At 60.7% G+C, this 13,707-nt stretch carries 13 protein-coding genes; 3 read left to right on the top strand and 10 right to left on the bottom strand.

The window, feature by feature from the left end:
* Positions 1-807, bottom strand: a complete 807-nt coding sequence (locus CKW07_RS05780; RefSeq protein WP_095143993.1) for an alkaline phosphatase family protein — start codon at positions 805-807, stop codon at positions 1-3.
* Positions 808-890: 83 nt separating this feature from the next.
* On the bottom strand, positions 891-1,958 hold the full coding sequence (locus CKW07_RS05775) for an ABC transporter substrate-binding protein (protein ID WP_095143992.1): 1,068 nt from the start codon (positions 1,956-1,958) through the stop codon (positions 891-893).
* 361 nt (positions 1,959-2,319) lie between these two features.
* Between CKW07_RS05775 and CKW07_RS05770 the strand changes: the two genes are divergently transcribed.
* The gene (locus CKW07_RS05770) at positions 2,320-3,033 is read left to right on the top strand and encodes a UTRA domain-containing protein (protein WP_095078366.1); all 714 of its coding nucleotides are present in this window, start codon (positions 2,320-2,322) and stop codon (positions 3,031-3,033) included.
* Between the two features lie 543 nt (positions 3,034-3,576).
* On the opposite strand, the gene CKW07_RS05765 is transcribed toward CKW07_RS05770, so the two are convergent.
* The 8 genes from CKW07_RS05765 to minC all read right to left on the bottom strand — a co-directional run bounded on the left by CKW07_RS05765 (position 3,577) and on the right by minC (position 11,395).
* Positions 3,577-5,733, bottom strand: coding sequence for a mechanosensitive ion channel family protein (locus tag CKW07_RS05765; protein ID WP_095143991.1), 2,157 nt, complete (start codon positions 5,731-5,733; stop codon positions 3,577-3,579).
* Positions 5,734-5,809: 76 nt separating this feature from the next.
* Positions 5,810-5,986: a hypothetical protein gene (locus tag CKW07_RS25420; protein WP_172736429.1), complete on the bottom strand. Its 177-nt coding sequence runs from the start codon at positions 5,984-5,986 to the stop codon at positions 5,810-5,812.
* Between the two features lie 136 nt (positions 5,987-6,122).
* Positions 6,123-7,412 (bottom strand): M18 family aminopeptidase, encoded by a 1,290-nt coding sequence (locus CKW07_RS05760; RefSeq protein WP_095143990.1) that lies wholly within the window; start codon positions 7,410-7,412, stop codon positions 6,123-6,125.
* 96 nt (positions 7,413-7,508) lie between these two features.
* A complete protein-coding gene (locus CKW07_RS05755) occupies positions 7,509-8,612 on the bottom strand; it encodes a hypothetical protein (protein ID WP_095143989.1) in 1,104 nt (367 codons plus the stop codon).
* A 53-nt stretch (positions 8,613-8,665) separates the two neighbouring features.
* A complete protein-coding gene (locus tag CKW07_RS05750; RefSeq protein WP_007940846.1) occupies positions 8,666-9,301 on the bottom strand; it encodes an RluA family pseudouridine synthase in 636 nt (211 codons plus the stop codon).
* A 90-nt stretch (positions 9,302-9,391) separates the two neighbouring features.
* On the bottom strand, positions 9,392-9,646 hold the full coding sequence (minE, locus tag CKW07_RS05745) for a cell division topological specificity factor MinE (RefSeq protein WP_095143988.1): 255 nt from the start codon (positions 9,644-9,646) through the stop codon (positions 9,392-9,394).
* Positions 9,646-10,458: a septum site-determining protein MinD gene (minD, locus tag CKW07_RS05740; protein ID WP_095143987.1), complete on the bottom strand. Its 813-nt coding sequence runs from the start codon at positions 10,456-10,458 to the stop codon at positions 9,646-9,648. Before minD ends, minE begins: the two co-directional genes overlap by 1 nt.
* Before the next feature lie 199 nt (positions 10,459-10,657).
* Positions 10,658-11,395: a septum site-determining protein MinC gene (gene minC / locus CKW07_RS05735; protein ID WP_095144072.1), complete on the bottom strand. Its 738-nt coding sequence runs from the start codon at positions 11,393-11,395 to the stop codon at positions 10,658-10,660.
* A gap of 119 nt (positions 11,396-11,514) precedes the next feature.
* Here minC and CKW07_RS05730 point away from each other — a divergent pair, with 119 nt between their 5' ends.
* Together CKW07_RS05730 and CKW07_RS05725 are read left to right on the top strand one after the other, a co-directional pair.
* Positions 11,515-12,447, top strand: coding sequence for a lipid A biosynthesis lauroyl acyltransferase (locus tag CKW07_RS05730; protein WP_095143986.1), 933 nt, complete (start codon positions 11,515-11,517; stop codon positions 12,445-12,447).
* Positions 12,448-12,493: 46 nt separating this feature from the next.
* Positions 12,494-13,666, top strand: coding sequence for a patatin-like phospholipase family protein (locus CKW07_RS05725; RefSeq protein ID WP_095143985.1), 1,173 nt, complete (start codon positions 12,494-12,496; stop codon positions 13,664-13,666).
* Positions 13,667-13,707 lie beyond the last annotated feature (41 nt).

Raw genomic sequence — 13,707 nt, 5'->3', positions numbered from 1 at the left:
TCACTTGAGCAGCTCCCTGCACACAGGTTTGTCGTGGTCCACACCCAGCAGTTCGCAGACGGTGCCGCAGATGTCGGTCTGTCTGGGTGCGGCGCCGGCATCGAGACTGAAGGCATCGCCAAGGACGAACAGCGGCACTTCCCGCTCCTCGGCGAGCAGGCCGTTGTGGGAGCGGTCGTTGTTCATGCCGTGGTCGGCGGTCACCAGTACCTGGTAGCCGGCGTCGAGCCAGCCTTGCAGGTAGTCGGCCAGGATGATGTCGGCCGAGCGGGCGCTGTTACGGTATTGCGGGGTATCGAGGCCGTGCTTGTGCCCGGCATCGTCGATGTTCATCGGGTGCACCAGCATGAAATTGGGTGCATGGCGCAGACGCAGGTGTTCGGCATCGGCGAACAGGTGCGAGTCGGGGTAGTGATCGTTCCAGTAGAAGTGGCCGTGCTGGATCGGCAGCGCCGTGTCGTCGGTGTGTCGATCCCGTGCCGTCACGAACGGCGAGCGGTTGTACAGCTCACTGACCCAGTGATAGGCCGCCGCGGCGGTCGTGAGGCCGGCCTCGGTGGCGTAGTGATAGATGCTGCGTTGATTGGACAAGCGCGAGATGTTGTTGTGGACGATGCCGCTCTCGATCGGTGGCACGCCGGTGAGGATGCATTCGTAAAGCGGTCGGGACAGGGAAGGCAGTTCGCACTCCAGTTTATAGAGTGCCGCGCGTCCTGCGCCGATGTAGGCCTGCAAGTGCCCCATGGCGTGCCGGGCAACCTCGTAGTTGAGGCCGTCGAGCACGACAAGGATGACGTTGTGCTTCATAGGGGCGATGACTCCGAAAACGAAACTGGATCAAATCGTCGCAGGAACTGCCGCAGCCTGCGGCAGCTCCTGCAGATACAGCATTACTGCATGTTGATAATGACTTCTTCCTGCCACATCTGAGGGAGAGCCTTGGAGGTCTTTTCCCATGCATCTGCGTCTTTGATCGGGGTCACGTTTTTGTACTGCTCATTAGGCAGCAGCTTGGCCTTCACGTCTTCCGGCAGCTTGATGTGCTCGGCGCGAATCGGACGGGCATTGCCTTTGGCCAGGTTGATCTGGCCGGCGTCGCTGAAGATGTATTCGCGGGCCAGTTTGGCTGCGTTCGGGTTCTTCGCGTACTTGTTGATGATGGTGGTGTAGCCGGAAATCACCGAGCCATCGGACGGGATCAGCACCACATAATCATCCGGATTGGCCATCTTGGCCTTGTAGCTCAGGCCGTTGAAGTCCCACACCACGCCGACTTCGATCTCACCCTTTTCCATGGTGGCAATCGTCGGGTTGGCCATCGACAGGCGGCCTTGCTTGGCGATATCGGCGAAGAGCTCCAGTGCCGGTTGAATGTTCTTCTCGTTACCGCCTTTGGAAATGGCGGCGGCCAGCACGCCGTTGGCCGCTTGTGCGGCGGTGCTCACGTCACCGATGGATACCTTGTATTTACCCGTCTTGAGATCAGCCCACTGGGTGGGGGCTTCGGAGCCGTGCAGCAGCTTCTTGTTGACGATGAAAGCGATAGTGCCGGTGTAGGCCAGTGCCCAATTGCCGTCCTTATCCTTGGCCCAGGCCGGAACCTGATCCCAGGTGCTTGGCTTGTAAGGCTGCACCACGCCTTGCTTGACCGCGATCGGACCAAATGCCGCGCCGACGTCGCCGATGTCGGCGCTGGCGTTGTCTTTTTCGGCGGCGAACTTGGCGATTTCCTGGGCCGAACTCATGTCGGTGTCGATATGTTTGAGGCCATAGGTCTTGGCCAGGTCTGCCCAGGTGCCTTTCCAGTTGGCCCAGTCATCGGGCATGCCGACGCTGTTCACGGCGCCTTCCGCCCGCGCAGCGGCTTCCAGGGTTTTCAGATCGGTATCAGCGGCCATGGCACTGGTGCACATGGCAATGGTCGAGCCTAACAGTGATGCCAGGAAAAGCTGTTTCATCGAAAGCTCCTTTGGGCGTATTCAACGCTGCGTTTTATCGAACGTTTGCGGTTGGGTTGGTCTAGGTCAGCAATACCTGAGCCAATTTAGGTGCGCTGGATGACACTTTGATGTCGGCCTTGCGCACTCCCGCTTTTCTTTCGCTTGGGCGCAATGCTCGCGAGGTAAGCGTAGACCATGGTTACGGTCCCGGTTTTCAAGGACTTGGCCGTTAATTTGCACAGACCTAGCGTCGCCATCCGGCGGCTTTGTCATGGATCAGTCATATGGATTGCCTAGGCTTGCGCTACGTTTGAGGAGGCGTCTTTTGGCGCGTTCCCGCCCCGAATCAGTGCTGGTCTAGTCCAGATAGGTAACGTTGATGCGTGAAGAGGCAATCAAGGCGGTGACAGCCATCGGTCAGGTCCTGCAGGAACAGATCGATCATGGCTTGCTGGCACCGGCGAGCAAGCTGCCGGCCGAGCGCAAGCTCAGCGAGCTGTTCGGCACCACGCGCATCACGGTGCGTGAGGCGCTGTTGCAGCTCGAAGCCCAGGGGCAGATTTATCGTGAGGAGCGTCGCGGCTGGTTTGTGTCGCCCCCGCGCCTGGCCTACAACCTGATGCAACGCAGCCATTTTCACGCGATGGTCAGTGCCCAGGGGCGGGAGCCATCGACCGAGGTGATCTCGGCGCGTTTGCAGCCGGCGTCGGCGGCGGTGTGTGGCTGGTTGCAGTTACCGGCGCTGTCGAGTGTGATTCAGATCTGTCGGTCCCGGCGCATTGATGGGCGGTTGGTGCTGTATGTGGAGCATTACCTGAATCCGCAGTTTTTCCCGGGGATTCTCGAGTTCGATTTGAATCAGTCGATTACCGAGCTGTATGCGCGGCATTACGATTTGCATTATGGGCGGGTGCGGTTCGAGATTGTGCCGACGTCGTTACCGGTGGATGCGGCGGCGGCGTTGCGGGTGTCGCTGGGGAGTCCGGGGTTGCGGATTGCTCGCGTTAATTATGATCAGTATGAGCGGTTGATTGATTGTGACCTGGAGTTTTGGCGGCATGATGCGATTCATGTGGGGGTTGATGTGGTTTGAGTGGTGGCTCTTGCGGGTGTACATATCCGTTGCTGCGGTCACGGCGACTTATGGTTTCGCCTGACGGCGACTCACTTTTTTTACAAGCGCCTAAAAAAAGTAAGCAAAAAAACGCTTCGCCCCGAGCGTCCGGCCCCTCGCCAAGGCTCGGGGTTCCCTCGGCTCCGGCATTCCTCAGGGGGCATCGCCCTCCGGTCGGCTTCGCTCGACCTCCATGCGATGTCCTCGACTGCGTCAAGGGGCGCTGCGCGCCATTCCCCTGATGAACGCCTGCGCTCGGCCTACCGATGGGGCGGGTGGATCAAAAGCCAAAGCAAGAGCGGCAGGCGAGCTAACGCTCGGCCTGTTGAGTGGGGGGCATGCAGGTATGCAGGTGTGAGGTACTCAGGTGTGAAGTGCACAGGTGTGCAGGTATAGAGGTGTGTTGTTTTGCTTTTTGTGGCGAGGGAGCTTGCTCCCGCTGGGCTGCGGAGCAGCCCGCTTTGGTTGGTTGTGCGGGAGGGAGGTAGGTAGGGCTGAACGCTTCGCGTCCGCTTGTAAGGCTTATTCCTTCTCTTGCCCGCCACCGGCGGTCATCACTTGAATGTTCATCCTCGGTGTCGCCAGGTCCAGTCCGGCTTCGTCGAGGTGGCGTTTGAGGGACAGGTTGAATGCCCGCGACACTTCCCACTGCTTGATCGGTGCGGTCTTGAATCGGGCGCGGAGGATGGCGTTGCCGGATTCGAAGCTTTCCACTCCCTGGATTTCCAGGGGCGACCAGATGTTGCGTCGTTGCAGGGGGTCGGTGCGTATTTTCTGGCCGACTTCGCGCATCAGTTTGATGGCGTCATCGATTTCCATGTTGGAGGGCACGGCCACGCGGAAGATGGCGTAGCCGAATTCCCGTGAGTAGTTCTTGATGCTTTTGATTTCGCTGAACGGGATGGTGTGGACGATGCCGTCGATGTCCCGCAGGCGCACGGTGCGGATGGTCAGGCCTTCGACGGTGCCCAGGTGACCGCCGACGTCCACGTAGTCGTCGATGGCCAGGGAGTCTTCGATGATGATGAACAACCCGGTGATCAGGTCGGCCACCAACGACTGCGCACCGAAACCGATGGCCAGGCCGATCACGCCGGCACCGGCCAGCAGTGGCGTGACGTTCATGCCCATATTGGCCAGGGCCACGATCAGCGCAACGATAAAGATCGCCACGAACAGCACGTTACGGATCAGCGGCATCATGGTCTGGGCGCGGGCGTTGGCCAGGCCCTTGCGCGAGCGGGTGAGGGCGTGGTGCACGGCGGTGTCGCTGAGGATCCAGATCAGCCAGGCGAAGATCAGGGTGCCGGCCAGGCTGAACAGTTTGACGCTGATATCGTGGCCTTCGCCTTCGGTGAAGCGGAACAGTGACAGGCCCCAGACCCGCAGGCCGAGTTCGATGAACGCCAGCCATACCATCAGGTGCACCAGGGTGTAGACGAAACTCTTGAGGCGCTCCGAATACAGGGCGTGGCGCTTGGCACTGCGTTGCGGCTTGAGCGCCTGGCGGCGGACCAGGCCGTTGACGACCATGCACACCACCAGCAGCACGGTGCAGATCAGCGATTGGCGCAACGCCGTGCTGGTATCGCCGGCTGACAGGAAGGTGGCAAACAGCGAGACCCCCACCAGCACCAATGCGGGCAAATACCAGAAGGTCCCGAGAATATCGATGGTGTCACTCAATGCCCGGCGGGTCAGGCGCCTGGCCAGGGGTTGGTTGCGGATCAGGTGGGCGATGGGCCGGCGAAAACGCAGGATGAACAGGCCGGTGAACAAGGCGGCCAGCACATTGGCCACGGTCGCGGTGCTGTGGGCCAGGTGGACACCGAGGCTGGTGACCAGTCGCGGGTCGTTCAGGGCTTCGCCGAAGGCGGCGAAGCTGCCGATCAGCCACAGTGGGCGGAAAGCCTGATGCCGCAGGATGTACAGGGCGCGGTGGCGGTGCGGGCCGTCGAGCAGGGAAAATGCGATGACGCAGACGGCCGAGAAACAGGTGCCGACCACCAGTGCATAGGCCAGCACCATGGCCAGGTATTTCCCCAGCGACGACGGCAGCGCGTAGCTCATGTACACGGTGATCAGCAGGGCGATCAGCCAGGGGCCGAGTTTGCGCAGGGCGAACCGCAGAAGGTCCCAGGTCTTGGGGTGTTGCGGCAATTCTTCGGTCAGGCCGAAGCGCATGCGTAAACGATGGCTGAGCCAGATCAATGCGGCCGCCAACAGGCTCCAGAGCATCAGGATCAGGGCGAAGGCAAAGACGATGGGCAGCCATTCACTGGCGGGCAGTAGCAGCGCGTTGAACTCTTCCTTGGCCAGGTCGAACTCGGCGGACCAGCGCGCGAGTGGACTGGCGTCGCCGTAAAACTGTTTTTCGAGGTTGCCCAGGGTACTGCCGATCAGGCCGAGCACCCCATCTTCGGCGGGCGGCTGGGCTTGCTTGGTGGCGTCGCGCAACTTCTTCAGGTCAGCCAGCAGCCGGGTCCGTTGCTGATCGTTTTCCAGCGCCTTGATCACCTCGTCCAGCGATTGCCCCAAAGGTTCCGTGGCCTCGGGCTGGGCCTTGGCCGAGCCGCCAAGCAGGCCCGGCAAACCGACCGCATGGGCGGGTGCCATGGGCAGCCACATCAGCAGGCAAATCAACAGTGTGGACGGCAGGGCAAGCAGGCGAGCGAACACGGGGCGGTCAACCTCCACAGGTACAGGTTGACCGAGTGTACGAGGGGGGCAATATCAATGCGAGCGCAGTGCGCTTTTATTCGTTGAGTTTGGCGAGGATCTTGATCACGACGGTGGCGAGGATGATCAGCATGCCGACCCACATTGCAAATACGCCGGCGTTTTTGTCGCGAAAGTTGAAGCCGATGGCCAGCAGGATCATGCCCGTCAGGATGGGGATGAGCAGGGCGTTGAACAGAGACATCGAGATCATGGCGATGGCCTTAGAAATATACAGGTTTGAGTTTAGGTGGCTTTCGTGTGGGACAGATTGATGTTTGTCACTGATGGCTCAAGTCGTCCGGGCGCCGAGTGGGGCGAGGGCGTGCAGTCCCTCGCCACCCCCGGGCTCAAGGCAATTGGCGAGAGGCGTAGAACGCGCTGAGCACTTTCACCAGGTGGATCAGGTCATGGCTGCCGCACAGTTCACGGATCGAGTGCATGGCGAAGGTCGGCAGGCCGATATCCACGGTGCGCACGCCCAGGTGGCTGGCGGTGATCGGGCCGATGGTCGAGCCGCAGCCCATGTCGCTGCGGACCACAAAGCTCTGCACCGGGACTTCTTCGGCCATGCACAGGTGGCGGAAGAACCCGGCGGTTTCGCTGTTGGTGGCGTAGCGCTGGTTGCTGTTGACCTTGATCACTGGGCCGGCGTTGAGTTTCGGGCCGTGGTTGGCGTCGTGCTTGTCGGCGTAGTTGGGGTGTACGCCATGGGCATTGTCGGCCGAAATCAGCAGGGATTTCTGAATGGTGCGTACGAACTCTTCGCCTTCAGGCAGCAGGCGACGCAGGGTCTGCTCCAGCATCGGGCCGTCGGCGCCGCAGGCCGAGCAGGAGCCGACTTCTTCGTGGTCGTTGGCGACAAACACGCAGGTTTCGTCGGTCTCGGCATTGAGCAATGCTTGCAGGCCGGCGTAGCACGACAGCAGGTTGTCCAGGCGTGCACCGGCAATGAAGTCGCCATGCAGGCCAATAACAGCAGCGCTCTGGGTGTCGTAGAAACTCAGCTCGTAGTCGAGCACCACGTCGGCGTTCAGGCCGTGCTCCAGGGCGAGCTGATTGGTGAGCACCGCGCGAAAGTCCACGCGCTCGTCGCCGGCAAACTGCGCGAGGATCGGCGGCAGTTCGGTCTGTGCATTGATGGCCCAACCCAGGTTGGCATCACGGTTGAGGTGGATGGCCAGGTTGGGAATGGTGGCAATCGGTGTCTTGAAGTCGATCAGCTGGCTTTCGACCTTGCCGTCACGGCGGAAGGTCACACGACCGGCCAGCGACAGGTCGCGGTCAAACCACGGGGCGAGCAGGGCGCCACCATAGACTTCGACACCCAGCTGCCAGAATCCCTGGCGTTGCAGTTCAGGTTGCGGCTTGACCCGCAGGCAGGGGCTGTCGGTATGGGCGCCGACCATGCGTATGCCGTCGTACAGTGGGGAGTTGCGGCCCATCTTGATGGCAACGATCGAGGAATCGTTGCGGGTCACGTAGTAACGACCGTTGGCTTCGGTGGTCCAGGGCTCGCGCTCATCTAGCCGCTGATAGCCCGCCGCTTCCAGGCGCTGAACAAGGCTGGCGGTGGCATGGAACGGGGTAGGGGAGGCCTTGAGAAAGTCGATCAGGCCTTGGTTCAACTCTTCGCGCATAAGTAGCTCCAGACAGCAGTGTCGCGAGTTTAACGTATTGGCCCAAGGCTTTGGGCAAGTGCTTTGGCGGCACGGCAACGGACTCGCAACTGCGGATCAATGTGTCAAACGCTTGCGCAGATAGGCAATGATGGTCTGTTCATCGGCCGACTTTGCAGGTTTGGGCAGGTGTTTTGGCCAGCGACCCTTTTCGCTCCCGATGAATTTTTTCTGCGTGCTTTCGTCCCAGCGCAGAATCTCCCGGGAGGCGGATTCCCACCATTCATGCCGGCAGACCTCGTAGTACGGGTGATCGGGAGCGGCACTGCCGTACAGCAGGTTGCGACCGACTTTTTTCATGCTGCCACGCGTGTTGCGCAACTTCCATTTGATGCGCAGGCGCTGCCAGGGCGAGGGAAATGGCTTGCGGCATGGCACTTCGGTGCAGAGCACGGGGAGTTCGGGGCGGAACGCTTCGCCATGCCGGGTGAAGAAGTGCTTTTGCATGGCATGGAAAAAGCGTTTCTCGGCAAAGTAGTGATAAATGAATTTCTTGGCTTCTTGCACCGGCTTGTCGCGCATCGAGAATGACAGGGCAATCTGCTCGATCGTATGGATATCGAACGAGTCCCGGGTCCACTCGTCGATGAGGCGGACGGTCGTTTCAAGCAGGGGAGTATCGCCGTCGGTGACGCCACACAGGCCGCTGTTGTACAGCTTGAAGCTGTTTTGCGCAGAGATGTCATGGGCGAGCAGGCACTTGCCCAGTTTCACATAGTCCGGGCGCTCGCACACATAGCTCCAGTCGTACTCAAAGCGGTCCATCACATACTGTCCTGGCCCGATCCGCTCGAAGAGGCGATGGGGGTTTTCCAGAAACAGGGTGTCGGTGTCGACGAACAGGGTCTTTTGCGCCAGTTTCAGCCCTTCGGCGATGGCGCAGGCCTTGCGTCGGTGGTGATAACCGTTTTCGCCCTGCCAGGCCGTGAGGGTCTGCTCGCTCAGGAAGAGGGTGTCGACCGGCCAGCCCACATAGTCCTGCGGGCGATCGGTCATGACCCTGATGCACAGCGACTCGCCCCGTTTGAGTTGGGCGAGGGCGGTGAGCATGCTGAACTTGGCTTCGCGCCGGTACACGTCGTTGTCGCCGTAGACGAGATAAAGCAGCTGTTGCGGGGCTTTCTCAAGGGGCGTCGACAATGGGAGTGAGTTAAGCGTCATCGGTCCGGGGTCCTTCAGGTGTCGATGGGTTCCACGAGCAAGGTTCAAGGCTCTTAGAACGGTGCCGGGCACTCAAAGCGCAGGCGTTCGCCACTTTGCGGGTGGGTAAAGCTGAGCATGCTGGCATGCAGGCATAACCGCGGCCAGGCCGCCAGGGCCTGTGGGTGGGCATAGAGCCCGTCACCCAGCAGCGGATGACCGATGGACAGCATGTGTACGCGCAACTGGTGCGAGCGGCCGGTGATGGGCGTCAGCTCCACGCGGCACCAGTCGCCGCAGCGCTCCAGTACACGCCAGAAGGTCAGCGCATGTTTGCCGAACTCATGATCCACCACATGCCGTGGCTTGGTCGGCGGGTCGTAGCGCAGTGGCAAATCGATGCTGCCACTGTCCAGTTCCGGTTGGCCCCAGCACAGCGCGGTGTAGGCTTTTTCGGTTTCACGGTCATGAAACTGCCGAGACAGTTCGCGATGGGTATCCGGGTCGCGTGCCAGCAGGATGATCCCTGACGTTTCCCAGTCCAGTCGATGGACAATGCGGGCTTCCGGGTAGCCGTTTTCTTGCAGGCGGGTGATCAGGCAGTCCTTGTTGTCATCTGCGCGACCGGGCACCGAGAGCAGCAGGGTAGGCTTGTCCACCACCAGTACAGCGGCGTCCTGATGGATGATGCGGATATTCGACAGCGGCATTAAAACAGCCTCGTAACAAACGCCAACGGCGGCTCAGGCCCTTTCCAGTTCGGAAAGGACCTGAGCCGCCGTGGCTCCAGCCGGATCGACTCAGCGATCTGGCAGGGTGATATTGAGTTCCAGAATCGAGCAGCTGCCCTGGTTTTCCAGTGCGACATGCACATCATCGGACCCGATATTGACGTACTTGCGGATCACCTCGACCAACTCCTTCTGCAGGGCTGGCAAGTAGTCAGGGGTGCTGCGCTGGCCGCGTTCATGCGCCACGATGATCTGTAGACGCTCTTTCGCTACCGACGCGGTGTTTACTTTTTTGCTGGCACGAAAGAAGTCAAAAAGATTCATTATCTACCTCCAAACAGGCGCTCGAAGAATCCCTTCTTCTCGACATCAAGGAACCGGTGTTCGCGGTCTTTACCCAACAGGCGATCAACGGTATCGCTGTAGGCCTGGCCGGCATCGCTCTGGTCGTCGAGGATCACTGGAACACCCTGGTTGGATGCCTTGAGCACCGCCTGGGATTCAGGGATCACGCCGAGCAAGGTCACCGAGAGGATGTCCTTGACGTCTTCGACGCCGAGCATTTCGCCCTTGCTCACGCGCTCTGGATGGTAACGGGTGATCAGCAGGTGTTCCTTGATCGGGTCTTCGCCTCTTTCGGCGCGACGGGACTTGCTGGCCAGTAGGCCCAGCATGCGGTCGGAGTCACGGACCGAGGACACTTCCGGGTTAGTCACGACGATCGCTTCATCGGCGAAGTACATGGCCAGATGGGCACCTTTCTCGATACCGGCCGGGGAGTCGCAGACCACGAACTCGAAGTCTTCCTTGAGTTGCATCAGGACTTTTTCCACGCCTTCGACGGTCAGCGCGTCTTTGTCGCGGGTCTGGCTGGCGGCCAGGACGTAGAGGTTCTCAAGGCGCTTGTCCTTGATCAGGGCCTGCTGCAGGTTGGCTTCGCCGTTGACCACGTTGACGAAGTCATACACCACGCGACGCTCGCAACCCATGATCAGGTCGAGGTTACGCAGGCCGACGTCGAAGTCGACGATGACTGTTTTGTGACCACGCAGAGCGAGGCCGGTACCGATAGCGGCGCTGGTGGTGGTTTTACCCACACCACCCTTGCCGGATGTAACCACGAGAATCTTGGCCAAGGTGTTTTACCCCTAAGGAAAAAGGACGTTTAGCCCCGAAAAACATCTCTTGAAAACTACTGCAGTCGGACAGCCTTGGCTGGAATCCGGCCTGGGGCGGGGTTTACCTCCGGTAAACACTGCTTTGTGCCTTTTTCCTACTTCGTTTGAGCCGTTTTCACTACGTTTTAGAGATGCTTGGAAAATGCGGCAGTATCCGTTAAAGCCGAATGATGTTCAACACGTCGCCCGACAGGCTGACTTGTACGCCGGAGCCCCATAGCGGGTCACGGCGCAAGTCCTCGGAAACCTTGTAGTGGCCGGCGATGGACAGCAGTTCAGCGCTCATTTGCTGACAGAAAATCCGTGCCTTGGTGTCACCTTTTACACCGGCCAGCGCACGACCGCGCATCGGGCCGTATACATGGATGTTGCCATCGGCGAGAAGTTCCGCCCCCGGGCTGACCGAGGAAACCACTACCAAATCGCCACCCTGGGCGTAAATCTGCTGGCCACCCCGTACTGGCGAAGTGATGATTCGCGTCGGTTTTACCGTGGGTTCGGGCGGTTTTTCCGGTTTTTTCCTGATTTCGCCTTCCAGCGGGTCGAGCGGCCGTTCACGGGCACCGGACGGTGGCAACACTGGCAGGTCGACCGAAATCGCCGCCGCGATGTCTTCGATGCGGCTGGCGCGGATGGCCAGTGTGCGCAGGCCATGCTGGCGACAAACACGCATCAGCGCGGGCAGGTCCACAGCGCCTTCAGTGGCTGGGAGCTTGTCCAGGGCCAGCACCAGCGGGGCATTGCTGAAAAAGTTGGGGGCCAGAGCGACCTTCGCCGCCAGTTGACGGTCGAGGTTTTCCAGGTCGTTGCGGGCCAGTTCCAGCACCGTAATGGCGAGCATGCTGCCCTTCAACTGGAACACGGGATCTTGGTCTAGCGGGTCGGTTTGGCTCATGGTCGGCATAAAACGGCTTGTCACTAAAAGTGCCGAGACTTATAACGAGAACGCCCGCAGGCCGCAAGCCGGGTCGAACCGTTGTAGAATGCGCGGCCATTGTCTTTCCGGAATCGTTAATGGATCGCCCGCAATTTCGAGCTGCATTTCTTTCGCCACGCTTTTGGCCGCTATGGTGCGGTCTAGGGCTGCTGTGGCTGGTCGTTCAGTTGCCGTATCCGTGGCTGTTGCGCATCGGTCGCGTGCTCGGTGCCGGCATGTATCGGGTCGCTGGCGACCGCCGCCGCATTGCCAAGCGCAACCTTGAGTTGTGTTTTCCGGAGAAAACACCCGCCGAACGCAAGCGTCTACTCAAGGATAACTTCGCCTCCACCGGTATCGCCTTCTTTGAAATGGCCATGAGTTGGTGGTGGCCGCGCGAGCGTCTGGCGCGCCTGTCCCACATCGAAGGCCTGGAACACCTCAAGCAGGCTCAGCGCGAAGGCAAGGGCGTGATCCTGATGGCCCTGCACTTCACCACCCTGGAAGTCGGTGCGGCCTTGCTCGGTCAGCAACACACCATCGACGGCATGTACCGCGAACATAAAAACCCGCTGTTCGATTTCATCCAGCGCCGGGGTCGCGAGCGGCACAACCTCGATTCGCTGGCCATCGAGCGCGAAGACGTGCGCGGCATGTTCAAGTTGCTGCGCTCGGGCAGGGCGATCTGGTACGCACCGGACCAGGATTACGGCGCCAAGCAGAGTATCTTCGTGCCCTTGTTCGGGATCATGGCGGCCACGGTTCCGGCCACCAGTAAGTTCGCCAAGCTGGGCAAGGCATTGGTAGTGCCGTTCACCCAGGAGCGTCTGGCCGATGGCAGTGGTTACCGCCTGGTGATCCATGCGCCGTTCAGCGATTTCCCCGGGGAAAGCGACGAAGTGGATTGCATCCGCATCAACCAGTGGATCGAACGCGCTGTCAGTGCGTGCCCGGAGCAATATCTCTGGGCTCACCGACGCTTCAAGAGCCGCCCGCCAGGCGAGCCGAAACTGTACGACAAGCGTGGTTGAACCAACCCCGCTGGATTGAAGCCCCCAGGCGCCATGGAGTGTTGCGATGAGTTCAGCTGAGCCGGTTACAGGACTGATTCTTTCCGGCGGTGGGGCTCGTGCGGCGTATCAGGTGGGTGTGCTGGCGGCCATTGCCGAATTGCTGCCCCCCGGGGCTGCCAACCCGTTTCCGGTGATCGTCGGCACGTCGGCCGGGGCCATCAATGCGGTGAGCCTGGCCAGCGGGGCGACGGACTTTACCGCGGCGGTCGAACGCCTGACCGCATTCTGGCAAGGCTTTCGCAGCCGACAAGTACTGCGCAGCGACTGGCCAGGGGTGATCCGCCAGGCCAGTCGCTTTGTCATTCACAGCTTGCTGGGGATCGGTGCCAAGGTCCCGGTGGCGCTGCTCGACAGTTCACCACTGCGGGAACTGCTCAACGACAAACTGGATTTGTCCGGGATCAACCAGGCCATCGCCCAAAAGCAATTGCACGCCGTGGCGCTGACCGCGTTCGGCTATGAGTCCGCGCAGGCCGTGACTTTCTATCAGGGTGGCCGAAGCATCGATGCCTGGCTGCGCCATCGGCGCATCGGCGTGCCGACCCAATTGACCGTTGATCATTTGCTCGCCAGCTCGGCGATCCCGTTGTTGTTTGCCCCGGTGAAAATCGAAAGCGAGTATTTCGGCGACGGGGCTGTGCGGCAGTCGGCCCCCATCAGCCCGGCGTTGCACCTGGGCGCCAACAGGGTGCTGGTGGTGGGGGTCAGCGGCAATCCGCGCGGTGTCGACCCGGATAACCCCTTGCAACGTACCTACAGTGGACAGCAGCCGTCGCTGGCACAGATCGGCGGGCACATGCTCAACAGCACGTTCATCGACAGCCTGGAGAGCGACATCGAGTTGCTGCAGCGCTTGAACCAGTTCAGCCATGTGATGCCCCCGGGCAGTTCGGCCCGCAAGCTGGGGGTGGCGCCCGTGGAGGTGCTGGTGATTGCGCCGAGCCAGCCGATCGACGAGATCGCCGCGCGTCACCGCCAGGAGCTGCCGGCGGCGTTGCGCCTGTTCCTGCGCGGGCCGGGTGCGACCAGGACCAGCGGTGCCGGGGTGTTGAGCTATTTGTTGTTTGAATCCGGATATTGCAGTGAACTGATCGAGCTCGGCCGCCGTGATGCCTTGGCCAAGCGCGATGAGTTGTGCCGGTTTTTGCGGTTACAGGAGCCTGCCATCCCGGCTTGAGTGCGGTGCGCGGCCATCGCGAGCTGGCTCGCGATGGTCTG

Source organism: Pseudomonas sp. Irchel s3b6 (genome assembly GCF_900187415.1).
GTDB lineage: Bacteria > Pseudomonadota > Gammaproteobacteria > Pseudomonadales > Pseudomonadaceae > Aquipseudomonas.
Note: the sequence above shows the minus strand (reverse complement) of the source record. Positions and strands in the feature narration are given on the sequence as shown.

Excerpts from the sequence above, each read along its gene's own strand:
- CKW07_RS05780 (WP_095143993.1), bottom strand. The coding sequence starts at position 807 with ATGAAGCACAACGTCATCCTTGTCGTGCTCGACGGCCTCAACTACGAG.
- CKW07_RS05775 (WP_095143992.1), bottom strand. The coding sequence starts at position 1,958 with ATGAAACAGCTTTTCCTGGCATCACTGTTAGGCTCGACCATTGCCATG.
- CKW07_RS05770 (WP_095078366.1), top strand. The coding sequence starts at position 2,320 with ATGCGTGAAGAGGCAATCAAGGCGGTGACAGCCATCGGTCAGGTCCTG.
- CKW07_RS25420 (WP_172736429.1), bottom strand. The coding sequence starts at position 5,986 with ATGATCTCGATGTCTCTGTTCAACGCCCTGCTCATCCCCATCCTGACG.
- CKW07_RS05760 (WP_095143990.1), bottom strand. The coding sequence starts at position 7,412 with ATGCGCGAAGAGTTGAACCAAGGCCTGATCGACTTTCTCAAGGCCTCC.
- CKW07_RS05755 (WP_095143989.1), bottom strand. The coding sequence starts at position 8,612 with ATGACGCTTAACTCACTCCCATTGTCGACGCCCCTTGAGAAAGCCCCG.
- CKW07_RS05750 (WP_007940846.1), bottom strand. The coding sequence starts at position 9,301 with ATGCCGCTGTCGAATATCCGCATCATCCATCAGGACGCCGCTGTACTG.
- minE (WP_095143988.1), bottom strand. The coding sequence starts at position 9,646 with ATGAATCTTTTTGACTTCTTTCGTGCCAGCAAAAAAGTAAACACCGCG.
- minC (WP_095144072.1), bottom strand. The coding sequence starts at position 11,395 with ATGAGCCAAACCGACCCGCTAGACCAAGATCCCGTGTTCCAGTTGAAG.
- CKW07_RS05730 (WP_095143986.1), top strand. The coding sequence starts at position 11,515 with ATGGATCGCCCGCAATTTCGAGCTGCATTTCTTTCGCCACGCTTTTGG.
- CKW07_RS05725 (WP_095143985.1), top strand. The coding sequence starts at position 12,494 with ATGAGTTCAGCTGAGCCGGTTACAGGACTGATTCTTTCCGGCGGTGGG.